We start from the raw sequence: 21,953 nt of genomic DNA, 5'->3' as shown, positions 1-21,953 counted from the left end.
TCGCTGACACAGTCACCCCGGTCGGCCCCATGTCTTGCCCCAGGCTGCGCAAAGGGGTATTCGAAGCCAGCCCGCCAACCTTGCCACGGCGGGCCAAGCCGCACACGTCATGGAGGGACACGCGCCATGTTAAAGGACCTGCTCTACACCAAGACCCACGAGTGGGTACGGGTCGAGGATGAAATCGCGGTGATCGGCATCACCGACTTCGCCCAGGAACAGCTCGGCGACATCACGTATGTGGAGCTGCCCGCCGTGGGCACCGAGCTCGAACCCGGCCAGGAGATGGGTTCCGTGGAATCCGTCAAGGCGGCCAGCGAGCTTTACAGCCCGGTAGCCGGTGAAGTTATCGAAATCAATGGAGAGCTTGACGCCACTCCGGAGAAGATCAACGCCGATCCCTTCGGCGAAGGCTGGATGCTCCGGGTGCGCCTGTCGGCCGAGCCGGCAGGGCTGCTTTCGCCCGAGGAATACGAGGAAATTTCCAAGGCCGAGCACTGATCGCGGGAGAAGGACATGCCCTACGTCCCCCATACGCCTGAAGAAGTCCGGGAGATGCTGGCTGTTGTCGGCGCCCGCGACGTTGCCGAACTTTTCGCCGAAATTCCGCCGGCCTTGCGGCCCAAACGGTTCGACCTGCCCCGGGGCGGGACGGAGATGGCCGTTCGCGCGACCATGGAACGTCTGGCCGCCAAGAACCGGACCGACATGACGAGCTTTCTCGGCGGCGGCTTTTACGACCACTACGTGCCCGCCGCGTCGGACCTGCTCCTTTCGCGCGGGGAATTCTACACCGCCTATACGCCCTACCAGCCCGAGGCCTCCCAGGGCACGCTGCAGGCCATCTTCGAATACCAGACCGCCGTCACCCGGCTGCTCGGCATGGAATGCGCCAATGCCGGGGGCTACGACGGCGGCACGGCGCTGTACGAAGCGCTGATGATGGCCGTGCGCCACACCAAGCGCAAAAAAGCCGTGGTCAGCGAGACGGTGAGTCCCATCTACCGCATCGTGCTGGCCACCTACACCAAGAACCTCCACCTCGAGCTCGTCACCGTGCCCCACAAGGCCGGCTGCGACGACATGGACGGGCTGGCCGAGGCCATCGACGACCAGACTGCGGCGGTGGTGGTGCAAAACCCCAACTTCTTCGGCCAGGTCCAGGACTTCACCGGGCTTTTCGCCAAAGCGGCGGCGGCCGGAGCCGTGTCCATCATGTCCTGCTATCCGGTGCTCCAGACCGTGCTCAAAACCCCCGGTGCCATGGGCGCGGACATCGCCACGGCCGAGGGACAGAGCCTGGGGCTGCCGCTCTCTTTCGGCGGCCCGTACCTCGGCATCATGACCTGCCGGAAGTCGCTGGTGCGCCAGATGCCCGGCCGCATCGCCGGCCGCACCAGGGACGCCGCCGGCCGCACCGGCTACGTGCTGACCCTGCAAGCCCGCGAACAGCACATCCGGCGGCAAAAGGCCACCTCCAACATCTGCTCCAACCAGGCTTTGTGCGCCCTGCGCGCGCTTATCAACCTGTGTCTGGCCGGCGAGGAGGGGCTCACCCGCCAGGCGGCGCTGTCCATCGAAAACGCCCACTATGCCGCCATGAAGCTCGAAGCCATTCCCGGCGTGCGGCTTATAAACGACGCCCCCTTCGGCAACGAGTTCGCCGCCGTGCTGCCGGTCAACGCCAAGCTCGCGGCCCGCACGCTCATGGACGACGGCATCATCCCGGGCTTTCCGCTGGGCCGCTACTACAAGGGCCTGGAAAACGCGCTCCTGATCTGCTGCACCGAAAAGCACGAGCGCTCCGAAATCGACCGTCTGGCCAGACGGCTGGGGAAAATCCTATGAGCACCGTTTTTTCCAAATCCCGCCCCGGCCGGGAAGGTGTGTGGCCGGAAAAACCCAAGACCGAGCCCATCGACTTTCTGCCCGGCGGACTGTTGCGCGAGGGCTCGCCCCGGCTGCCGTCGCTGTCCGAACTCGACGTGGTGCGCCACTTCACCGAGCTTTCGCGCAAGAACTACGGCGTGGACGGCAATTTCTATCCCCTGGGGTCGTGCACCATGAAGTACAACCCCAAGTTCACCGAGGAAGTGGCCGCCCTGCCCGGCTTCGCCCGGCTCCATCCGCTGACGCCCCAACTGCCCGGCGGCGGCGACATGACCTCCGGCGCCCTTGAGGTCATGTACGAGATGGAGCGGTTTCTGTGCGAGATCACGGGCATGGACGCCTTCACCCTGCACCCCATGGCCGGAGCCCACGGCGAGCTGACCGGGGCGCTCATGATCGCGGCCTACCACGCCGACAAAGGCAACAAGAAGACCAAGATCATCTGCCCGGACTCGGCCCACGGCACCAACCCCGCTTCGGCCCACATCGCCGGCTTCGAGGTGGTGTCCATCGCCTCGAAGGACGGCATCATCGACCCCGAAGCCCTGGCCGCGGCCATCGACGACGAGACCGCCGGCGTGATGATGACCGTGCCCAACACGCTCGGACTTTTCGAACGCCACCTGCCCGAGATCGTGGCCCTTTGCCGCAAGGTGGATGCGCTGCTCTACTACGATGGGGCCAACCTCAACGCTATCCTCGGCAAGCTGCGGGTGGGCGACGCCGGCTTCGACGTGGTCCACGTCAACCTGCACAAGACCTTTGCCACGCCCCACGGCGGCGGCGGCCCGGGCTCGGGACCGGTCGGCGTGTCGCAACGGCTTATTCCCTACCTGCCCATCTCCCGGGTCACGCGCGACGAGGCCGGCCGCTATTCCCTAAGCTACGACCATCCCAAGTCCATCGGCTACGTGGCCCCGTTCTACGGCAATTTCGGCATCGTGCTGCGCGCCTATGCCTACATCCTGCGCCTGGGGCGCGAGGGGCTGACGCGGGTGTCGGAAGCTGCGGTGCTGGCGGCCAACTATCTGCGCAAGCGCCTGGCCGACGTCATCGAGGTGCCCTACGCCCGCACCTGCATGCACGAATTCGTGGCCTCGGCCGCCAGGCTCGCGACCGAAAAAAACGTGCGCGCCCTGGATATCGCCAAGGCGCTGCTGGATAAAGGCTACCACGCGCCGACCATCTACTTTCCGCTCATCATCAAGGAAGCGCTCATGATCGAGCCGACCGAGACCGAGAGCAAGGACACCCTCGACGCCTTCGTGGCCGATCTGTGCGACATCCTGGCCCTGGCCGAAACCGACCCCGAGGCCGTGCGGGCCTGCCCCACCACGTTGCCCGTGGGCCGTCTGGACGAAACGTACGCCGCCCGGGCCATGGAAATTACCGATGACCTCTAGCCTTGCCATCTCCCAAAACACGCCCTTCCCATGGGCACAGCCCAAGGACAAAACATGAGCCAAGCCAAACGCCTTGTCGTGGTCGGCGCCGGGCCCGGCGGCTATGACGCGGCCCTGACCGGCGCGGCGGCCGGGCTGGCCGTGACCCTGGTCGAGCGCGGCAAACTCGGGGGCACCTGCCTCAACTGGGGCTGCATCCCGACCAAGCATCTTTTGGCCACGACCCAGGCCGTGGCCGCCCTGGCCGATCAGGCCAAACAGAAGCTGGTGGCCGGCGAAGTCCGGCCGGATCTGGCCGCCATCCAGGCCAAGAAGAAAAAACTCCTTTCCGCCACCCACTCCGCCATGGCCAAACGCCTGGAATCGGCCGGCGTGCGCCTTGTGACCGGCAACCTCGCCGGCCTCAAGCCAAGCGTCGCCCAGGTGGCCGCCGGCGGGAAAACCGAAGACATTCCCTTCGACACGCTGATCCTGGCCCTCGGCTCGCGCGCCGCCGCCTTTCCGGGCGTTAAGCCCGATGGCAAGGCCGTGCTCGGCGTGGCCCCGGTGCTCGATTTCACCGAAGCCCCGGAAAGCCTCATCATCATCGGCGGCGGGGCCATCGGCATCGAGATTTCCGAAATCTACCATCGGCTCGGCACCAAGGTGACCCTGGTCGACGCGGCCCCGCGCCTGGCTCCGGCCGAGGACCCGGACGTGTCCAAGGTCGTGGCCCAGGTCATGCGCCGCAAAGGCATCGACGCCCGGGCCGGGGTCAAGGTGGAAAGCCTGGTCACGGACGAGGACGGTCTGGCCCGCATGACCCTGGCCGGCGGCGAGGTCGTGACCGCCGCCAAGGCGCTGGTGGCCATCGGCCGCTTCGCCCCCACCGCCGTGCCGGGACTGGCCGAGCTTGGCGCGACCTTCGCCAATCCCTCGCCCAACCGGGCCTTCATTTCCACCGACGAAACCCTGCAAACCGCGCCCGGCATCTATGCCGTGGGCGACTGCAACGGCCGGGTGCTCCTGGCCCACGCCGCCTCCAGCCAGGGAACCTACGCCGCCCGCCACGCCGCCGGCCTCGAATCCGGCCCCTACGCGCCCGGCCCCATCCCGGGCTGCTACTACGGCGCCCCCGAGATCATGCGCGTGGGAGAGATCGCCCAGCCCGGCGACGCCGTCTCCGAAGCCCCCTTCGTGGCCAACCCCATGGCCCAGGCCTACGCCGACACGGCCGGGTTCGCCCGCGTCACCTGGAAGGACGGCAAGGTGGCGGGACTCACCGCCGTGGGACACGGCGCGTCCGCCATGGGCACCCTGGCCACGGCCATCGTGTCCCAGGGCTGGACCCGCGCCCAATGCGAGGCCCTCGTCTTCCCCCACCCGGGCCTGGACGAGACCCTGCGCGCGGCGCTGTTGGGTGAAATGAAGACGAAAGATTAAAGAATGAACGCGGGGGGAAACTTCTTGAAAGAAGTTTCCCCCCGCGCCCCCCTTCAAGAACTTTCAACGGGGCAGTTCATTGAAGAAAGCAGGATAAAAGGGTCTTGAGAAGTATGGGAGATGCCACGATGCAACAAGGAATCACCAGGCGTCATCTCCTGCGCGCCGGGCTTGTCGGCGCTTGCGCCTGCCTGTTCCCCTGGCGGGCGCTGGCCGCCGCCACGGTGAAGCCGAATTTCTACGTCGCCAACCGCGACAAGCTACTGGCTGATTTCCGGGGCGTGTGCGCCGGGGCCGAACACTGGCTCGCCGCCCGCACCGCCGAACCCACGGCCAAGGCCATCACCGCCGACGCCGAGCGCCGCTACGCCCTTCTGCTTCCCGGCATGCCGGAAATCGGCGGCACGACCAACCGCAACCAGCCCTTTCTCATCATGGCCGGCTGGCTCACGGCGCTGACCCAGGCCATGGGCGAAAAGGGCATGCCCGCCAAGGACGCCGGCCGGCTCCTCTACGACCTCGACGCCGCCGACTGGACCGCCGTGCCGCCCCAAAAAGCCAAGGCCATGGGCGCGGCGCTTTTCTCGCCGGCCTACTTCGCGTCGCTCAAGGAATGGGCCGCCGCCAGCCAGAAACGCCAGTATCCCGGCGACTGGGTCGGCAAGGCCATCCCCGGCGACGGCAAGACCTTCGACCTCGGCTACGACTACACCCAGTGCGGCGCGGTCCTCTATTTCAAAGCTCAGGGCGTGGCCGAAGTCGCCCCCTACTTCTGCCTCAACGACTTCCTGGCCTCCCGCGCCCAGGACACCGGCCTCGAACGCAGGCACACCCTGGCCCAGGGCGACGCGCTGTGCGATTTCCGCTACAAACGCGGCCGCCCCGTCACCCAGAACTGGGACACCGAAGTGCCCCACTTCCACAGCTAAATGATGCCTCCGGGGTCCAGGGGAGGCGCGGCCTCCCCTGGACCCCTTCGCCGGGGGGCCACGGGCCCCCCGGTCCCCCCTTCTCGGCTTTGGCCGGGCGGAGGCTGGGTTGGCTGGCGGTCAGGCGGATGTGTGGAAGATGGATGCGGCATTTATCGGGACGATGCCGCCGCTTCGCGGCAGGCGCGTCCCGGCAAATGCCGCATCCACCACGCCGTCGCCCCTTCGGGGCGAATAAAGATGGAATTTGAGCCGTTATTCCCCTTTTAAAGTTTTTCGGGAGGGTGGGGGTCCGGGGGAGGGAACCCCTTTTTTCAAAAAGGGGTTCCCTCCCCCGGCTCTTCCAACATCATACTATGTACACGACACAGCGACGCATCATTCTGGCCTCGACGTCACCACGCCGGCGCGAGTTGCTTGATTTGGCGGGGGTGCCGTTTTCGGTCGTTCCGAGTCCGGCCGAGGAACCCGAACCGGACATGGGCGAGTTGCCGTCGGCCTATGCCGCGCGCATGGCCCGGCTCAAGGCCGCGCCTGTGGCCCGGGAGCATCCGGAAGCGGCGGTCATCGGCGCGGATTCGGTGGTGGCCGTGGGGCATGTGATTTTGGGCAAGCCGCGCGATGCGGCCGACGCCGAACGCATGCTGGGGCTGCTTTCCGGCCGCACGCATCAGGTGGTGACCGGCTGCGCGATTTTCGGCTGCGGCCCGGAGCCGGAGATATTCACCGTGTCCACGGACGTGGCCATGGCGGCGCTTTCCAATGTGGCCATCGCCGCTTACGTGGCGACCGGCGAGCCCATGGACAAGGCCGGGGCTTACGCCATCCAGGGCAAGGCGGCGGCGTTTGTCACCGCGATCAACGGCTCGTACACCAACGTCGTGGGGTTGCCCCTGGCAAGGCTGGTAGAAGTGTTGTCATCCTGGGGTGTAGTTGTCCCGTCGGGGCTTTGAATTCGGAGTTCTCTCTCTCTCTCGACCTTCACCCTGATATGCGATCATACAGAGGGGAATTTGCAGTAGATCGAATCCGACCAAGACTACCTGCCCATTATCCTGGAGAATTCTGTTCACCTCATCAACGGGAGGGTACATGAATGTCGGGACGGATTGGACGGCAATGTTTGCAAGTAATTTTCGAATACTGTCCTTTGTTACCCAGTTCCCCATCTGCTGCGGGGTCTTACCGAGCCAATCATTAACATTTGCCAAGATTTGCACTGCGTCCGGCACGACGGTTTTCCTTGGATAGTAGATCAGAGCAACCTTGTCCAAGAAACGCGTACCCGGGGGAGCAATGTAAACCCGTATCGAGTTGACCCCGGAATAGCCGCTGACTGACTCGAAAGACACCTGGGATGTCCTGGCGATTATTCGCCGACCGAAGTTTTCAACAATCGTTTCGTAGTCGCCCCACAAACGTTGCTGCTTGAGGCTGTCCAGTATGCCCAGGTAGCCGAACATCCCTATGGCCTCGCCGGTACCGTCCAGATCGGCGGTTTCCGAATTGGGGTATAAGCTGAATGCTCCGTCCTTTTCAGCATAGTACTTTTTGAATCGGAGCTGTATAAAATCCTCCATCAGGCCCTTTGCCTTTTCCCTGCTTTCCAACGATGCGAAACTCCAAAGATACCGCGTGATGAACCGCGTCCCATGGTCCCGCGCCAAAATCCATTCGTGGAGTTCGTCAAGATCGTCGGGCATAGGGGTGGCGAGTTTTTCCAGCGAGGATGCAATGATGTTATCCACATATCTGAGAGGGTAGGCATGGTGAATCTGGTTGCCCTCCCGATCCACAAACATCTTGATCACCCGTTCGCTCTCCGTGAGAGAACCGCCATGAAGCAGACTGTCGTCAGACCGCGAGCGAGGTCCCCAAAGTCCCGTGTCGGGATCCTGATTTTCGTAAAACCAATCGAACAGGGACTTTTTCCACTCCGGAGTAAACTCGTAGATTCCCAGCCGTTCGCAACTCGCCGCCAACTCTCCGAGTTCCGCAACGCAGACATAGGGAGTTTTGAATTGAGCTCCTATCCAACCGACGCGGGAAGCGTCATCAAGTAATTCCTTGAGCCGTTCAGGAGTGTTGATCTTATCGAGAAATGAAAGTGAGTATTTCAGCTCAAACGGTTTTTTCGCTTTGGCTGACAGTTCCTCGATAAGGGTGATCATGTTCGCGGTTGGGCCGATGTAGGTGAACAAGGGCAGGGAATCGTCTCTGATGAAGGCTCCTGTCCTCGGATTCTGCATGGACTGGTAGAAGCGCAGCCGTTCCAGCGGCTCGGGCGAAGCCGGAGCCCGTGCCAACAGCTTGGGGTCAGAAAGACTGTCATGTATTGCATGCATGACAGTCAGGGCTCGAACGTACTGCCCGGTGTCAAGATACTTGACGCAAGCAAGCATGTTCCATTCGAACTCAGCAAGGTAATATCCCTCGCTTTTGCGCAACTGATTCAATCTGAAGGATTCACGGATAGTCCCCTTGGTGTGAAATATGACTCCTGCGAGGAACAGGACCATAACGAAGAAGAGAACTACCGGTATGAAAATAAGGCGCTTGGTCATAATATGTTGCGGGCTATGCCTAGCTCAACCACTTCTCAAGACTAATAAAATAATGCGGCAAAAACACAAGGAGTTGCGCCCAGAGACCTCCCACGCAACTCCCCACTCAACGGCATCTGGTGCAGTCAAAGTTAATCGACGACAAGTGGTTACCACTTTACCATTCTGATCAACGTCGTCGGCTTACCCCTGCCTCGTGTATTAGAGGTCTCAGTATCTTGGTGTATTCTCGTTCCGCGGAGAGGCTGAAAAAACCGTACATCCGCAGGATTTTCCACGAACCGCGCAGTGGTCGATTCACCGCTCGGACATTGCCAGCTTGATTCCAAGAGAAACGAGCACGAGCCCGAGAACGCGGTCCAGCCAAAGTCTGAGGGAATGGCTTTGGCGCAATCTTTCCGCGACCCTGTCGCTCAGCAGAATTATCGGAGGCTCCACAAACACGGCGACGGCAATGATCAGGACGCCGTGGATCATGAGTTGCGCCCAGACGGGACCCGCGCCGTTCACGACAAACTGGGGCAGAAAAGCCAGAAAAAAGGTGGCGACTTTTGGATTGAGCAAATCAATAAAAACGCCTTGCCGAAACACCGCACCGATACTTTTGGGCTTGGCCTTCTTGTCTATGAGCAGCGAGCCGCCGTCGGAACGAAGGGCGTGTACGCCGAGCCAGAGCAAATAGGCGACGCCAGCCCACTTGACGACGGAAAAGGCCGTGGCGGAAGTGGCGACGATCGCCGTGAGCCCCAATGCGGCCAGCAGGACGTGACAGAACGCTCCTGTCCAAATCCCAAACATCGCGGCGGTCCCGGCTTTTTTCCCGCCTTTCACCGTATGGCTCAAAATAAAGGCCATATCCGGGCCTGGTGAAATATTCAGCAAAAAAGCGGCGAGAAAAAAAGTCGACCAATGGCCGAAAGAGTAGTCAAACATTGTATGGGTCCTGCATGAGCTATGTGTAAGATCGATCCATAATTTTTCCATCCCGAATTTGTCAAATCAGAGCGGATGCCCTCAAAGGGTTCCGCTGGCTCTCCGGGACTGATGCAAAGCCGCGATCCCGTTTTCTCGGTCCATGACTGGGCCGGGTTCTCAGAGCGCCGAAGAAGTTGAAGACACCGAAACGCTCTGGGAGCCGAAAGCCCTCGACTCCCCCCAAAAAGCATTTCCGAGGCGAGCTGACGCCATCTACCATAGGCCAGGAATCAAGCGATATTTTACTGTCGCGGCATATTCGGCGTAACCGTCCAATTCACTCCGGAGCATTTTATCCTCAAGGCTTGTGCGCACAATCGTGACGCCGACGGCAAGGCAGCTCGGGATCAAGGCATAGAGCGAACCGATGATCAACGCATCCGACACGCTGGCGAAGAGCATTGCGAGATAACCGGGATGTCGCACATACGCATACGGGCCAAAACGAATGACCCTATGATCTCGATCCGTCTGAATTCGAGAGGTCCCCTCGAAAAATTTATTTGTCAGCATTGCCCAGTAGAAGAGAAGGAAGAAAAGAAGATAGCATATAAGCCCAAGACCCATGTCATGCAACTCGGACCACTGATATCTCCCGACATCCAATCCTGCCGTAAGCGGAATCCCCACCAGCAACAGAAAGAAATAGATCGTCAGGATCGCTTTGTCCCAACCTTTCGTTCCATGCCCGGCCGACGCTCTCTGATTCGCCAGTTCAGGCGCGAAGCGATACATGAGCAACGCCCCCAACACCGCTCCAATAAAATGAAGGCCGAAAGCAAGCCATGCCCTGGGGATATCCAATCTTCCCGCAGCGACAAAAAATACGATCATCATGAATAAGGTCCAGCGAAATGGTGCCAGAAGATATTTGATACCTTTCCTGGTCAGCTGCTGTTTCATACGCTCTTTTCCTCCCAAAACATTCAGGTCAAAATCCTTGCCCATACTTTCAGTAATACACAAAAATATTTATATTCAAGGAGTTGCTTGCTTGACAACGAGAACACAACATGAATAAAGTACAATGGAATAGGTAAGAATAGGAGTAGTGACGTATCCAAGAACGGATGCGCCCCCAATTCCCACTAAAGCTCCCACCAGGCGCGAGTCGCAAGGTCGCCTACAATTGAACAAGACGGTTATAGAGACACAACCTTGATCGACGTCATGAAATTTCCCTTGGCGAACTGCTGGATTTTCTCATACGTTTGGATGCTCTTGTTTCAAAGGAAACAGAATTCCCTTGTCGGAAGAGTTTCAAGGTATCCGCTTGGAGGAAAGTTGCATGAAGATCAAATATGCTGACAAAAAAGACTATCCCGAATTGGTGGAAGTATGGGAATCTTCCGTTCGGGCGACGCATCATTTCCTGAAAGATGCAGATATTGCCTTTTTAAAGCCATTGCTTCTTGAGCAATATTTTGATGCTGTAAAATTACGATGCGTCAAAAATGAGCAAGGCAACATTCTTGGCTTCTGCGGCGTCTCCGAGAAGAAACTTGAAATGCTCTTTGTGTTGCCCCAAAACAGAGGGCAAGGCATCGGTTCTTTTCTGTGCAAGCATGCAATCGAAAATATGGATATTGCCTACGTTGATGTAAACGAGCAGAATCCGCAGGCAATCGCATTCTATGAGCACATTGGTTTCCGACGCATCGGACGTTCATCGGTCGATGGCCAGGGAAAGCCCTTTCCCTTACTGCACATGAAGCTGGCCTGAATCTCCTTGCAGGCGCTGGCGTGCGCCATTTTCGTAAAAATTCCCATGCTATGCATTCAAGATAAATCTTCCAATTCCGGTTGCCAGTTCGTATGAGGAGCTTGTCTCGCGAATTCAAAAGGAAATAGAATGCAATTACAAACTATAAATGAATGCTCCGGCGTCGACTGGCAAGCCATTGCGGATATTCTCAAACGCGTCGGCATGGCCTCCTATGCGCCGGAAGTCCATGCCAAAGCGTTTGAAGCGAGCCAGGCAACCGTGTTTATTTACGATGCGGGGAAGCTGATCGGATTTGGTCGGGCGATTTCCGATGGGGCCTATCAGGCCGCAATATATGACTGCGCGGTCCTGCCGGAATACCAGGGCCGGAAAATCGGCGCCATGATCATGCGAAACCTCCTGGACGCCGTTGCCGGGTGCAATGTCATTCTCTATGCCGCCCCCGGGAAAGAAGGCTTTTATCGAAAACAGGGCTTCAGCAACATGCGGACAGGCATGGCAAAGTTTGTAAAGGCCGAGGCCATGCGGGAAAAAGGATTTACCGAATAGCGTATTTCCGCCGGGCCGGGCGCGGACAGCCTACCGACGCGCGGCGGCCAGACTGCGCAGCGTCACCGCGCCGACAACCACCATGCCGCCGACCATGGCCCATTTGCCGGGCAGTTCACCGTAGCCCAGGGCGACGAACACCGGGTTGAAAATCGGCTCCAGGGTCATGATGCAAATCGCGGTCAAGGCCCGCAACCGCTTGATGCACCAGACGTAAAGCGCCAACGACAGCCCCTGCTGCACGATGCCGAGATAGGACAGCCCCAAAAGCGCCTCCCCGGAAAGCGGCAGTTCGCGCACCAGAAAGGGCAGGCCCACGGCGGCGGTCAGCAAATGGCCGGCAATGACCGCCGAAACCGGCGATCCCGCCCGGCCGGCCCGCATGCCGAGGGTGAAAACCGCGTAGGACAGCCCCGTGCCCACGGCCAGCACGTTGCCCCAGAAGCCTTCCGGCGACAGCCTGTCCAGGAAAAAAAGCGCCATGCCCCCCACCGTGACCGCGACAAAGGCCCAGTCCGCCGGGCGCGTGCGTTCGCCGAGCACCGCCGGAGCCAAAAGCGCCACGTAGACCGGCGCGGTGTAGGCCAGCAGGATGGCGTTGGCGGCTGTTGTCAGCCGAGTGGCGACCACGTTGGTGACAAGCAGGCCGGCATAGCCCAGGGCCGCGCACAAAAAGGGCTTTGTCGGACGAAAGTCGAGCCTGCTCCGAAAAAGCGCCACAAGCAGCAGTGCGGCAAGCAGACTGCGCCCGCCCGTGACCGCCATGGGAGGCATGGGCACGAGCTTTATGGCAAGCCCCCCGGTACTCCACAAAAGCGCCGTGACGGCCAAAAGCCCGGCGGCCGCCCGTCCCTGGCCGGCCATCGGATCGGAAGCCGCCCCCGGTGCCGGGCCGGGATTGCCGTTTGCGGATATTTTGCGTAACATGGCGTCATAATGGATCAAAATCAGTCTGTCGTAAACAGCTAACCGTGCGCCCCATGTACGAAGCCGAAATCAAGTTCATCGCCCCGCCCGGGTTCCGGTTGCCGGGAACGCGTCTGGCCGACGCGGTCTATCATGACGTCTATTTCGATACGCCCGACGGGACGTTTTACGCCTCGGGCCGGGAACTGCGGCTGCGACAGGCGGACGGCCAGACGCTTTTCACCTGCAAGAATCCTCCCTTCGACATGGCCACGGCCTCCAAGGAAGAGCTGGAGACGACCGTTGCCGACGCCCAGGCCATGGAGGCCATTCTTGCCGGCCTGGGGTTCGTGCGGCGCATGGCCTACGTCAAGCATTGCCGGCGCTCCCGGGTCGTGCATGACGGCCTCGCCCTGGAGCTCACCCGGGTCACGGTGGATTTTGCCGACGAGGCGTTCGTCGAGATCGAACACCAGGCTCCGGACCGCGCCCGCGGGCTGGCCGCCCTGCCCGTCATCCGGGCCTACGGCGCATCCCTTGGCCTCAGGCGGGAGTGCCCCCGCGCGTATACGGACCTTTTCCTGGACGCACAGCACCGGAACATAACGGAGCCACACCCATGCTAGAGCCGCTTTCGCCCCTTGCCGCCTACCTTGCCCCGTCCGCCTGGATCGACAGCGACCATCCGGCCGTCGCGGCCAAGGCCGCCGCGCTTGCCGCCGGGCTGGACACGGACGCCGCCGTGGCCGAAGCCGTCTTCGCCTTTGTGCGCGACGCCATCCACCACAGCGCCGACTACCGCCAAAATCCCGTCACCCGCGCCGCCTCCGAGGTGCTCGCCCATGGCACGGGCTATTGCTACGCCAAGGCCCACCTGCTTACCGCCCTGCTGCGGGCAAGCGGCATCCCGGCCGGCTTGTGCTACCAGCGCCTCGTGCTCGATCCCGGCAAGGACGCCACGCGCTACTGCCTCCATGGCCTTGCCGCCGTGCGCCTCAAGGATTGGGGCTGGTACCGGATCGATCCGCGCGGCAACAAAGCCGGCGTCGATGCCCGGTTCACGCCGCCGACGGAACGGTTGGCCTTTCCCGTCATGGCTCCCGGCGAGGCCGACCTGCCCGGCATCCACGCCGCACCATTGCCCGTGGTCATGGAGGCTCTGACGCGCCACACAACATGGAACGCGCTCTACGACGCCCTGCCGGACGTATCGCTCTGACCCACGGCAGTCACGACATCTCCCTATTTTGCGACACTTTTGTTTTGTTTCCTTCGTTTTTGCAGCAAGCCTGACGTCGGCAGTACCGCGTGTCGCAGCCACGACATTTTCTCCCCACAAATTCATTGAGTAAAATCGGCCTATTAAAAAAAGACACCAACTTTCTCCACGAGATTGGTGTACTTTGCACGGCTATTGCTTATAACAAGCGATAGCCCGGATCGGACCCTTGTCGGGCCGGGCCCTAATTCTTCTAGGAGGTTGCCATGGAATCGGCTCTGACATTGCGCAAAACCGCTCCTCCCGAGTTGTCCGAACAAAGCCACGCCATTCACCGCGTCTCCGCCCTGGAAGTGGAAATCGGCCACGGGGCCATGTCCACCATGAAACGCGCCATGAAGGAAGTGGCGGCCCAGACGGGCGTCAGCTACGAAGACGTCATGCGCGGCCTAAGCGGCCATATGTACTGGGTCGCTTCCACGGGGGTGCTCGTCTGCGTCATCCCTCTGCCCGAAAACGATCTGTACCTGGAAATTCCCGAGGATTTCTGGCGCATCCGCGAATTGTCCCAGGCGACCCATTAAACCATGCGGGCGGGGAACCCTTTTTGAAGGAGGGTTCCCCGCCCGCGCTCCGCCTTCCTCCAAAATAGCAGCCTGTCGTGGGCGGCGCAGGTCCCCGCCCAGCGTCCGCTTGGCGAGTCCCCCTCCGGCTTGCTCCATTGCCGCTTTTCCGGCATGTTCCGGTCAGTCCTTCCGCCTTGCGCGTCCCGACGCGCTGCGGACAACCATGATTTCGCCGGAACGCGCCATGCCCCCCCACACTCCCAATTTTCCCAAGGCCCTGTTCGAGGAGCTGGAAACCGACAAGCTCCAGCGTCGTTTTCTGGAAGCGCTGGTGGAATTCCAGAACGTCGAGCGCGGTTCGCTTTGGATCAAGCGCGAAGACGGCTACCAGTGCATCGAGGCCATCGGCGGTGGCCAGAGCGAACAGCTCGTGGGCTTTGTCGTGCCCAAGGACAAGCCGAGCATCGTCGGCTGGGCCATCGAAAACGGCCGCATGACCATCGCCGAGCCGGGCAAGGACAAACGCCATTTCAAGGATGCGGAATCGGGCCTGGACGTCAAATCCACCCTCATTCTCTGCTTTCCGCTGGTACTCAAGAACGGCGATGTCTACGGCGCGGTCGAGATCATCGACACGGCCCACGGCGGCAGCCGGCTGAACCTGGGCAAGGAATACCTGGAGCTCCTGGAAGAATTCGTGGCCATCGGCTCCATCGCCCTGGGCAACGCCCTGGCCTTCGCCGACCAGAAAAACGAAGCCCAGAAACTCAAGAAACTCCTGGGCGGCATCAAGGGCGAGACCCCGCTCGTCGGCAAAAGCCCGGCCTTTCGCGCGGCCCTGGAAGCGGCCAAAAACTACTCGCGCACCGATTTTCCGGTGCTCATCACCGGCGAGTCCGGCACGGGCAAGGAGCTTTTCGCCCGGGAGATCCACGCCCAAAGCGACCGCAAGGACAAGCCGTTCCTGGTCCAAAACGTGTCGGCCATCCCCGACGCCCTGCTTGAATCGGAACTTTTCGGCTACAAGAAAGGCGCGTTTACCGGCGCGGACAAGGACAAGATAGGTCTTTTCGAGGCGGCGGACGGCGGCACGGTCTTCCTCGACGAGATCGGCGACATGCCGCTTTCCTTGCAGGCCCGCATCCTGCGCGTGCTCCAGGAAAACGAGGTCAAACCCCTTGGCGACGCCAAGACCCGCACCGTGGACGTGCGCGTCATCTCCGCCACCAACCGGGACCTCACCCGGGCCATCGCCGAAGGGACCTTCCGCGAGGATCTCTTTTACCGCTTGAACGTCCTGCCGCTCAAGCTGCCGCCTCTGCGTGAACGGCCCGAGGACATCCCGGAACTGCTGGACTATTTCCTGGCCCGCGACGCCGGTCGGCTGTGCATTCCGCAAAAGGCCCTCTCGCGCGACGCCCTGGCCGCCCTCAAGCGCCGCAACTTCCAGGGCAACGTCCGGGAGATGGAAAACCTGGTGCGCTACCTGCTCGCCACCGTTTCCGGCCCGGTCATCGAGGCCGGCGACATCCCGCCGCCACACGAGATCGGCCAGCACCGCGACGCCATGCCCGCCGCGCCCGAGACAGCCATAGCCAACGCCCCCAGCCTCGACCTGACGGACTATACCTGGGAAGCCCTCGAGCGGACTTACGCCCTGGCGCTGCTTGAAAAACACAAATGGAACGTGACCAAGGCCGCCCGGGCCGCCGGCGTCAACCGCTCCACCTTCGACTCCCGCCTGCGCAAGCTCGGCATCAGCAAGGAGTAAAGAGACCGGGGGGAAACTTTTCTGCAGAAAAGTTTCCCCCCAGGCCCCCTTTCCAAAGACTTTTACCGGCAACAGCTTGTCACCGTTGAAAGTTTTTGGGAGGGGAGAACGCGAGAGGGGAACCCTTTTTTCAAAAAGGGTTCCCCTCTCGCATTCTCTTCCTCATCCTAACACTTTCATTTCGTCGAAAATCTCCACGCACAGGCGCAGGCGGGAAGTGTGATATCCGGCGGGCAGCTGACGCAGGTGGTGGCTATGGCGGGGTCGATGCCGGCGGCGAAGGCCGTGTACTCCACCGAACCGCCGGAGACGCACGGATAGGGCGGCAGTCCCTGGCGTTCGCGCGAGGACTGCACCCGGCAACGCACCATGCGCAGGACGAAGGAATCCGGCGTCTCGTCCGCGATCTCCCACTGGTTGATGCGCGAAACCAGCCGCGCGCCAAAGGCGGCCTTGAGCGCGGGGAGGCCGCCCCGCTCGGGCAGTCCCAGAGCGGCCTTGGCCCGCAGGGCCTCGTAATAGCCCAGGCGCGACCAGCAGGTGTCGTTGACCCGCTTGGCGTCATGCATGCCACGCGCGTCCTCGACCTTGCGGAACCAGACCCCGTCCGCCGCCAGCCAGGAAACGGCCAGGGCGTCGAGCAGCTTGCCGAGCTTTTCCTCGCCCAGCCCCGCCAAGACGCCGTTGATATCCCCGGAAAGCCCCAGCGCCCGCTCGATGCGGCGCGTGAGCAGCGGAATATAGGCGTCCCCGACCTGGGATTCCAAGGCCACGGCCTGTTCCGGGCCCAACTGATGCGCGGTTTCGGCCAGCCATAGCCCGTAATGCACGGCAATCTGCCGCGCCGCCTCGACCACCCGTTGCGCTAAGGATGCAGCCGCATCGTCCGTGGCCGGGAGCGAAAAACTTTCATCTTTCATAGTAGAATCGAAAAGAGTCCGCCGGAGCGTTACAGCGTTGCGCCGAGAATAAGCAGGGCCACATAAGCGGCCGTGACGGTAAAGACGAATTGCCGCATGGTACGAACAAACCGCTTCCGCTTGGCCAGCATGAATTCGATCATGCCAAGCCGCTCGTCAGGGCGGTCGTACATATGCGGCAGTTTATCAATATAATGATCCATGTAGGATGGCTCGGTCAACAACAGCAGATAAATCCGTGGGCGGAAATAAAAACGATAAAAGAGCCAAAAAAACATAAAGTACATAACAAAGAGCACCATGGTATAGCGCAGGCTCAACATCGACACCTTCCTTTCGGGTTGTGGCGCGCCCATGGCCCGCCGCCTGTTTTTTCCCACACTTCGCGCCCGAACTCAAGATGCCCAACCCCTTGCCCCGCTCCGTGCCCCGGTGTAGCTTGCCCCGATTCATTCATCCACTCCACGGAGGCCTCGATCATGACCTCAGGCGACCGCCTGTCCCTGCTCGTTTCAGGGCTCGGCCCCATCGGCAAAATCCCCTACGCCTCGGGAACCTGGGGCTCGGCCGCGGCCGCCATCGCCGCACCTGCCCTCTTCCTGCCGCTGCCCGGCTTCTGGCGCATCATCGTCCTCGTCGCCCTGTTTTTTATCGGCAGCGTCACCGCCACCCGAACCGAAATCCTGCTCCACAAAAAAGACCCCAGCCACGTGGTCATCGACGAACTCGTCGGCCAGTGGATCACCTACCTGCCCTTCGCCAGCCTGCCGCCACTGGAACTGGCCGCCGGATTCCTCCTCTTCCGCGCCTTCGATATCCTCAAGCCGCGCCCCGTGCGCGCCTCCGAAAACTGGCTGCCCGCCGGCTACGGCGTCATGATCGACGACGTGCTGGCCGGCATCTACGCCTGCATCTGCCTCGCCATCTTTCACTGGCTCCGGTCGTAACGGGCGGGGGCTCCGCCCCCGCACCCCCGGCAGGGCGCTGCCCTGCACCCCACCGCCGGGCTCTGCCCGGACCCGCCGGGAGGCCATGGGCCCCCCGGGCCCCCCTTCCGGTGTGCTTTGGTTGGGCGGGAGCAGGGTTGGTGGGCGGGGGTCGGTTGGGTGAAGATGGCGGCGGAATTTGTCGGGACGGTGCATGTCGCTTCGCGACAAGCTCGTCCCAAGCAAATTCCGCCGCCACCACGCCGGTCGCCCCGTTGGGGCGACATTTCAGAAAAACTGTTTGTTCTTAAAATGCGGCGCTTCGCCGCTGGCGCGGTTGTCGCCGCAATCGCGTCCGGCGTCGAGGGGCGTAAGCCCCTCGTGTCGCCGGGCCGATTGCGGCGACAAGCATTCGTCGTTCCGCCATCCGACTCCACCTCCACCCACCATCCCAACCCGGTAAAAGGGGGTCCGGGGGACATCAAGTCCCCCGGCGGTGGGGTCCAGGGGAGGCAGAGCCTCCCCTGCCGGCCTCCCCTGTAACCGCATCCGTACACACACACAAAAAAAAAGGCCGCCGGGAAAACCCGGCAGCCTTTTGCGCCTTGTGGGCGTGAAATCAACAGAAACTAGTAGGTGGCGCGGAATTCGTCGCGGCGGTTCTGGGCGTATGCGGCCTCAGTGGTTGCCGGATCCAAGGGGCGTTCCTTACCGTAGCTGACGGTGGACAGCCGATCGGCGGGGATGCCCAGCTTGCTCAGGTACTGAGCGGCAGCCTGGGCACGGCGTTCGCCGAGGGCCAGGTTGTACTCAGCCGTGCCGCGCTGGTCACAGTTCCCTTCCACGATCACCTTGATCTGCGGGTACTGCCGCATGATCTCGGCCTTGCGGGTCAGGATCTGCCGGGATTCGGCCGTCAGGTTGGAGCTGTTAAAGGCGAAGTGAATCATCTGGGCCAGTTCGTTAGCGGCCTGTCCCATCTTTTCCCGCAGGGCACGCTCTTGTTCCAGACGAGCCTTTTCCTGGTCTTCCCAGCTCGTTCCGGAACCATCGCCGGGGCCGCCGGCTTTTTTGGCACAGCCAAAACCCATAAGGGAAAGCATCAACACCAGTACCGCCAAAGTCAAAATCCTCGAACGCGTCATTTTTCTTCCTCCTCACATAGCCCGCCCGGGCTTTACAAAGCCAGGAGCTTTACCCCTGGCCGTGTTCTCGATGGGGCTGGCGAAGCACCAACCGGAACGCGCCTCCAATTACGCCTCCTGCAATAAAATGCAACAGGGAAATTATGGGCTTTCTGCATGGTTGAGTGCTTTTGCTAACCCCTGGACTCCATTTATCCCGTTCTTTTCCACATTGGCCAGACCATTACAGGATCGTCATGGAATGAAAAAAACCGTGACACTACTGCGGCAGCGGCCCCCAGCAAGGCATTTGGGCTACGCCGTCACCGGTGGGAATCTTAATCGGCGGTGTGCCGTGCCGGGTCGTGACATAGAGCTTTTTCTGGCCGCTTCGGGTCGAGGAAAACACGATAAAGTAGCCGTCCGGCGAAAAGCTGGGGTTTTCATCCGAACCACCGCCCGAGGTCACCTGGGTCTCCTGGCCGGTGGTCATATCGTGGACGAAGACCTTCTGACCGCCGCCAAGCTGTTTGGTGAAGGCGATGAGCTTGCCGTCGGGGCTTATGGACGGGTTGGTGTTGTAGCCCGAGGTGGTGATGCGCCTGGGGGAGCCGCCGCCGACATCCTGAAGGTAGATGTTGGGGTTGCCGGCCTGGTCGTTGACAAAGGCCATGAGCCGGCCCGAGGCGTCGAAGCTCGGGGAGACGTTGATGCCCGGGCCGCCGGCCAGTACCCGTCCGGGCTGGTGGTTGGCATTCAGGAGGTAAATGTCCGCCTTGCCGTGCACGCGCAGGCTGACGGCGATCTGGCCGCTCGGCAGAAAGCGCGGGCTCACCACATTGGTGCTGGGCAGGGTGTAGACCTGGGGCTTGCCGCCGCCGGACCAGACGCCCAGGTAATGGGAGCGCGAGCCGATGAGGGTAAACGCGATGCGCCGGCCGTCGAAAGACCAGGACGGGCTTTCGGCCATACCGAGCTCGTTGTAGTGGGTGACGCGGGTCAGCCCCCGGCCGGTGGGGCGCACGGTCCAGATGTCGGTGCCCTTGCCGGAGCTGGGTTTCACGAAGGCGATCTGGGAATTGAAGAAGCCGCCCTGGCCGGTGAGCGCGGCCATGAGTTCCATGCAGAACCGATCGGCGATATCGGGCAATTGGGCGTCGGTGACGCTGTCATAGCCTTTGCCGACGATCACTTTCTGGGAATAGACCTCGAAAGCGCGCAGCTCCACATTGCCGAGGTTGCCGCCGGGTGACCATTGGGAGGTGACGAGCACGTCGATCTTGGCCATGCCGAAGGGCTTGAAATCGATCTGTTCCGCCTTGGCCCCGCCGATCTGGCCGGGGATGTTGGAAGGCGGCACCAGTTGCAAGAATGGCAGAAACTGCAGGTCCTTGTTGATAAGGTCCTGCAGTTTGTCGGCCGGTGTGAGCTGTCCGCCGTCGGCAAAAGGCCTGGCCTGGACCAGGTTCATCTTGGCCTGTCCCGGCCCCTGGATATCCACGGCCAGGGAAGTCTGGGCCGGGGCCCGTCCGGACAGGATGCCCAAAAGCATAAAGAGTGCCCCGAAAACACTGATGATTCGCTTATGCACGCGCGTGGTCATTGTCCAAGTCCCTGAAGCTCGCTGCTTGCCGGTTTGTCGTTAAGCCCCGACGCCGCGCCGGGGAGCCTGCCCTCATGGCCGGCATGGGTATTCCCACGTTTCGGCCTATACCGTGTTCCCGGGTCCCAGGCAAATGCCGGCCGGGGAAAAAACTCTCGTCCATCGAATTTCTACCGCCCAAGCTCCTGGGAGCTGAACCGCAGTTGCAGGACGTTCAGCCCCGGCGGCGGCGGCGGCAGCGTGTCCGTCTCGGACGCGGCCTTGACGGTCGAAGCGTCGAAACTGGTCTGGCCGGAGGACTGCACCAGCCGATATTCGAGGATACGCCCGTTCTTGTCGATGTGCACTTCCACGACGGCTATAAGCGGCTGCCGGGCGCCGCTTTGCGGGAAGCGCCAGTTCTTTTTGACCTCGCGGTTGACGATCTGGGCGTAGACCCCCATGGTGACGCCGCTGCCGCCGCCGCCTCCTCCGCTGCCACCGCCACCGCCGCCTCCGCCGGCCATGCGACGGGCGTCCGCCAGGGCCTTGGCCAGGGGATCACCGCCAGCCGAGCCCTTGCCCGTGCCTTTGCCGCCGCCCTGTCCGGCCTTGGCCTTGGCCTCCTTGAGCGCCTTGGCCAGGACGTCCTTGGCGGAAGCCGCATCCTTGGCCGCCGCGGCCGCCTTGGCCGCTTCCGCCGCTTTCTTGGCGTCAGCGGCTTTTTTCGCGTCCTCGGCTTTTTTGGCGTCAGCGGCCTTCTTGGCCTCTTCAGCCTTCTTGGCGTCCTCGGCCTTCTTTTTCGCCTCGTCCGCCTTTTTCTTGGCTTCCTCGGCCTTTTTAGCTTCCTCTACCTTCTTCTTGGCCTCTTCGGCTTTCCTGGCCTCGTCGGCTTTCTTTTTCTCTTCGGCCTTCTTGGCATCCTCGGCCTTTTTGAGCAACTCGGCCTTTTTGATTTCCTCGATCTTTTTGGCCTCGGCGGCCTTCTTTTGGATTTCCTCGGCCTTCTTCGTCGCTTCCTCGAGCTTTTTAAAATCCGTCTTGGGCTCGACCTTGGGCTCGGGCTTCGGTTCGGTCTTGGGCTCGGATTTGGGCTCCGGTTCCGGCGCCTGGGGCACGGCGGCCACGGGTTCGGGTGTGGTGGGCTTGGCCGGTTCGGCCGGAGCCTTGGCCGGCTCGGGCAGTTGCGCCTCGGCGGCATCGCCGGGTCCTCCCTCGGGTTCGGGCGGACCGGGCTGGGGCCGGTCTCCCGGACCCTTGGGCCCCGGCGGCAGGCCGGCCTCGCCGGGGGGCAGGCCGGGCGCGCCAAGCGAGACGAGGTCGACTTCGTACACGGGAACGTTGAGCTGGAATTTGACCGGCTCGATATTGATGAAGACGAGGCTTGCCAGCACCACCGTCAGGTGCAGGAAGATGGAAAATATCCAGCCAAGAACGCGCATGGGGGCACTCGCTGTGACACGCCGGGCGACGCGTCCGGA

Annotated in this window: 22 protein-coding genes; 13 read left to right on the top strand and 9 right to left on the bottom strand. The window is 61.8% G+C overall.

Going from position 1 to position 21,953, the window contains the following annotated elements; all coding sequences use genetic code 11:
* The first annotated feature begins 126 nt into the window (after positions 1-126).
* The 6 genes from gcvH to K9F62_12825 all read left to right on the top strand — a co-directional run bounded on the left by gcvH (position 127) and on the right by K9F62_12825 (position 6,597).
* On the top strand, positions 127-501 hold the full coding sequence (gcvH, locus tag K9F62_12850; GenBank protein ID UJX39615.1) for a glycine cleavage system protein GcvH: 375 nt from the start codon (positions 127-129) through the stop codon (positions 499-501).
* Between the two features lie 15 nt (positions 502-516).
* Positions 517-1,848, top strand: coding sequence for an aminomethyl-transferring glycine dehydrogenase subunit GcvPA (gene gcvPA, locus K9F62_12845; protein UJX39614.1), 1,332 nt, complete (start codon positions 517-519; stop codon positions 1,846-1,848).
* A complete protein-coding gene (gene gcvPB / locus K9F62_12840; GenBank protein ID UJX39613.1) occupies positions 1,845-3,293 on the top strand; it encodes an aminomethyl-transferring glycine dehydrogenase subunit GcvPB in 1,449 nt (482 codons plus the stop codon). The genes gcvPA and gcvPB overlap by 4 nt, the downstream gene beginning before the upstream one ends.
* 54 nt (positions 3,294-3,347) lie before the next feature.
* The gene (locus K9F62_12835) at positions 3,348-4,715 is read left to right on the top strand and encodes an FAD-dependent oxidoreductase (GenBank protein UJX39612.1); all 1,368 of its coding nucleotides are present in this window, start codon (positions 3,348-3,350) and stop codon (positions 4,713-4,715) included.
* 113 nt (positions 4,716-4,828) lie between these two features.
* Positions 4,829-5,644 (top strand): L-2-amino-thiazoline-4-carboxylic acid hydrolase, encoded by an 816-nt coding sequence (locus K9F62_12830; protein UJX39611.1) that lies wholly within the window; start codon positions 4,829-4,831, stop codon positions 5,642-5,644.
* Positions 5,645-6,000: 356 nt separating this feature from the next.
* Entirely contained in the window at positions 6,001-6,597 is a 597-nt protein-coding gene (locus tag K9F62_12825; GenBank protein UJX39610.1) for a Maf family protein, read from the top strand.
* Here K9F62_12825 and K9F62_12820 read toward each other — a convergent pair.
* The 3 genes from K9F62_12820 to K9F62_12810 form a co-directional block, all read right to left on the bottom strand.
* Entirely contained in the window at positions 6,562-8,208 is a 1,647-nt protein-coding gene (locus K9F62_12820) for a hypothetical protein (GenBank protein ID UJX39609.1), read from the bottom strand. The two genes, K9F62_12825 and K9F62_12820, sit on opposite strands and share 36 nt — an antisense overlap.
* A 297-nt stretch (positions 8,209-8,505) precedes the next feature.
* Positions 8,506-9,141 (bottom strand): LysE family translocator, encoded by a 636-nt coding sequence (locus K9F62_12815; GenBank protein UJX39608.1) that lies wholly within the window; start codon positions 9,139-9,141, stop codon positions 8,506-8,508.
* Positions 9,142-9,396: 255 nt separating this feature from the next.
* Positions 9,397-10,086 (bottom strand): isoprenylcysteine carboxylmethyltransferase family protein, encoded by a 690-nt coding sequence (locus K9F62_12810; GenBank protein UJX39607.1) that lies wholly within the window; start codon positions 10,084-10,086, stop codon positions 9,397-9,399.
* A 385-nt stretch (positions 10,087-10,471) separates the two neighbouring features.
* Here K9F62_12810 and K9F62_12805 point away from each other — a divergent pair, with 385 nt between their 5' ends.
* Both K9F62_12805 and K9F62_12800 read left to right on the top strand, forming a co-directional pair.
* Entirely contained in the window at positions 10,472-10,906 is a 435-nt protein-coding gene (locus K9F62_12805) for a GNAT family N-acetyltransferase (GenBank protein UJX39606.1), read from the top strand.
* A 129-nt stretch (positions 10,907-11,035) separates the two neighbouring features.
* Positions 11,036-11,458, top strand: a complete 423-nt coding sequence (locus K9F62_12800) for a GNAT family N-acetyltransferase (GenBank protein ID UJX39605.1) — start codon at positions 11,036-11,038, stop codon at positions 11,456-11,458.
* Positions 11,459-11,488: 30 nt separating this feature from the next.
* On the opposite strand, the gene K9F62_12795 is transcribed toward K9F62_12800, so the two are convergent.
* On the bottom strand, positions 11,489-12,322 hold the full coding sequence (locus tag K9F62_12795; protein ID UJX43200.1) for a DMT family transporter: 834 nt from the start codon (positions 12,320-12,322) through the stop codon (positions 11,489-11,491).
* A gap of 116 nt (positions 12,323-12,438) precedes the next feature.
* On the opposite strand from K9F62_12795, the gene K9F62_12790 reads away from it, so the two are divergent.
* From K9F62_12790 to K9F62_12775, 4 genes are all read left to right on the top strand, one after another.
* Positions 12,439-12,990, top strand: a complete 552-nt coding sequence (locus K9F62_12790; protein UJX39604.1) for a class IV adenylate cyclase — start codon at positions 12,439-12,441, stop codon at positions 12,988-12,990.
* On the top strand, positions 12,984-13,583 hold the full coding sequence (locus tag K9F62_12785; protein UJX39603.1) for a transglutaminase family protein: 600 nt from the start codon (positions 12,984-12,986) through the stop codon (positions 13,581-13,583). Before K9F62_12790 ends, K9F62_12785 begins: the two co-directional genes overlap by 7 nt.
* 266 nt (positions 13,584-13,849) lie before the next feature.
* Positions 13,850-14,167, top strand: coding sequence for a hypothetical protein (locus K9F62_12780; GenBank protein ID UJX39602.1), 318 nt, complete (start codon positions 13,850-13,852; stop codon positions 14,165-14,167).
* Between the two features lie 226 nt (positions 14,168-14,393).
* On the top strand, positions 14,394-15,920 hold the full coding sequence (locus K9F62_12775) for a sigma-54-dependent Fis family transcriptional regulator (protein ID UJX39601.1): 1,527 nt from the start codon (positions 14,394-14,396) through the stop codon (positions 15,918-15,920).
* A 176-nt stretch (positions 15,921-16,096) separates the two neighbouring features.
* On the opposite strand, the gene K9F62_12770 is transcribed toward K9F62_12775, so the two are convergent.
* Entirely contained in the window at positions 16,097-16,840 is a 744-nt protein-coding gene (locus tag K9F62_12770; protein UJX39600.1) for a DUF6125 family protein, read from the bottom strand.
* Positions 16,841-16,869: 29 nt separating this feature from the next.
* Positions 16,870-17,163, bottom strand: a complete 294-nt coding sequence (locus K9F62_12765; protein ID UJX43199.1) for a hypothetical protein — start codon at positions 17,161-17,163, stop codon at positions 16,870-16,872.
* A 156-nt stretch (positions 17,164-17,319) separates the two neighbouring features.
* Here K9F62_12765 and K9F62_12760 point away from each other — a divergent pair, with 156 nt between their 5' ends.
* Entirely contained in the window at positions 17,320-17,787 is a 468-nt protein-coding gene (locus K9F62_12760) for a phosphatidylglycerophosphatase A (protein UJX39599.1), read from the top strand.
* Positions 17,788-18,395: 608 nt separating this feature from the next.
* Here K9F62_12760 and pal read toward each other — a convergent pair.
* From pal to tolA, 3 genes are all read right to left on the bottom strand, one after another.
* Complete coding sequence (gene pal / locus K9F62_12755) at positions 18,396-18,911, bottom strand: peptidoglycan-associated lipoprotein Pal (GenBank protein ID UJX39598.1); 516 nt, start codon at positions 18,909-18,911, stop codon at positions 18,396-18,398.
* 259 nt (positions 18,912-19,170) lie between these two features.
* Positions 19,171-20,493: a TolB family protein gene (locus K9F62_12750; protein UJX39597.1), complete on the bottom strand. Its 1,323-nt coding sequence runs from the start codon at positions 20,491-20,493 to the stop codon at positions 19,171-19,173.
* Between the two features lie 170 nt (positions 20,494-20,663).
* A complete protein-coding gene (tolA, locus tag K9F62_12745) occupies positions 20,664-21,914 on the bottom strand; it encodes a cell envelope integrity protein TolA (GenBank protein ID UJX39596.1) in 1,251 nt (416 codons plus the stop codon).
* Positions 21,915-21,953 lie beyond the last annotated feature (39 nt).

Source organism: Desulfovibrio sp. JY (genome assembly GCA_021730285.1).
Lineage (GTDB): Bacteria > Desulfobacterota > Desulfovibrionia > Desulfovibrionales > Desulfovibrionaceae > Solidesulfovibrio.
The sequence above is the reverse complement of the archived record's forward strand: the minus strand, read 5'-3'. Positions and strand labels throughout refer to the sequence as shown.

Excerpts from the sequence above, each read along its gene's own strand:
- K9F62_12785 (UJX39603.1), top strand. The coding sequence starts at position 12,984 with ATGCTAGAGCCGCTTTCGCCCCTTGCCGCCTACCTTGCCCCGTCCGCC.
- K9F62_12795 (UJX43200.1), bottom strand. The coding sequence starts at position 12,322 with ATGGCCGGCCAGGGACGGGCGGCCGCCGGGCTTTTGGCCGTCACGGCG.
- K9F62_12810 (UJX39607.1), bottom strand. The coding sequence starts at position 10,086 with ATGAAACAGCAGCTGACCAGGAAAGGTATCAAATATCTTCTGGCACCA.
- K9F62_12805 (UJX39606.1), top strand. The coding sequence starts at position 10,472 with ATGAAGATCAAATATGCTGACAAAAAAGACTATCCCGAATTGGTGGAA.
- gcvPB (UJX39613.1), top strand. The coding sequence starts at position 1,845 with ATGAGCACCGTTTTTTCCAAATCCCGCCCCGGCCGGGAAGGTGTGTGG.
- K9F62_12750 (UJX39597.1), bottom strand. The coding sequence starts at position 20,493 with ATGACCACGCGCGTGCATAAGCGAATCATCAGTGTTTTCGGGGCACTC.
- tolA (UJX39596.1), bottom strand. The coding sequence starts at position 21,914 with ATGCGCGTTCTTGGCTGGATATTTTCCATCTTCCTGCACCTGACGGTG.
- K9F62_12770 (UJX39600.1), bottom strand. The coding sequence starts at position 16,840 with ATGAAAGATGAAAGTTTTTCGCTCCCGGCCACGGACGATGCGGCTGCA.
- K9F62_12820 (UJX39609.1), bottom strand. The coding sequence starts at position 8,208 with ATGACCAAGCGCCTTATTTTCATACCGGTAGTTCTCTTCTTCGTTATG.
- K9F62_12815 (UJX39608.1), bottom strand. The coding sequence starts at position 9,141 with ATGTTTGACTACTCTTTCGGCCATTGGTCGACTTTTTTTCTCGCCGCT.
- K9F62_12760 (UJX39599.1), top strand. The coding sequence starts at position 17,320 with ATGACCTCAGGCGACCGCCTGTCCCTGCTCGTTTCAGGGCTCGGCCCC.
- K9F62_12790 (UJX39604.1), top strand. The coding sequence starts at position 12,439 with ATGTACGAAGCCGAAATCAAGTTCATCGCCCCGCCCGGGTTCCGGTTG.
- K9F62_12780 (UJX39602.1), top strand. The coding sequence starts at position 13,850 with ATGGAATCGGCTCTGACATTGCGCAAAACCGCTCCTCCCGAGTTGTCC.
- K9F62_12825 (UJX39610.1), top strand. The coding sequence starts at position 6,001 with ATGTACACGACACAGCGACGCATCATTCTGGCCTCGACGTCACCACGC.
- gcvPA (UJX39614.1), top strand. The coding sequence starts at position 517 with ATGCCCTACGTCCCCCATACGCCTGAAGAAGTCCGGGAGATGCTGGCT.
- K9F62_12835 (UJX39612.1), top strand. The coding sequence starts at position 3,348 with ATGAGCCAAGCCAAACGCCTTGTCGTGGTCGGCGCCGGGCCCGGCGGC.
- gcvH (UJX39615.1), top strand. The coding sequence starts at position 127 with ATGTTAAAGGACCTGCTCTACACCAAGACCCACGAGTGGGTACGGGTC.
- K9F62_12765 (UJX43199.1), bottom strand. The coding sequence starts at position 17,163 with ATGTTGAGCCTGCGCTATACCATGGTGCTCTTTGTTATGTACTTTATG.
- K9F62_12830 (UJX39611.1), top strand. The coding sequence starts at position 4,829 with ATGGGAGATGCCACGATGCAACAAGGAATCACCAGGCGTCATCTCCTG.
- K9F62_12775 (UJX39601.1), top strand. The coding sequence starts at position 14,394 with ATGCCCCCCCACACTCCCAATTTTCCCAAGGCCCTGTTCGAGGAGCTG.
- K9F62_12800 (UJX39605.1), top strand. The coding sequence starts at position 11,036 with ATGCAATTACAAACTATAAATGAATGCTCCGGCGTCGACTGGCAAGCC.
- pal (UJX39598.1), bottom strand. The coding sequence starts at position 18,911 with ATGACGCGTTCGAGGATTTTGACTTTGGCGGTACTGGTGTTGATGCTT.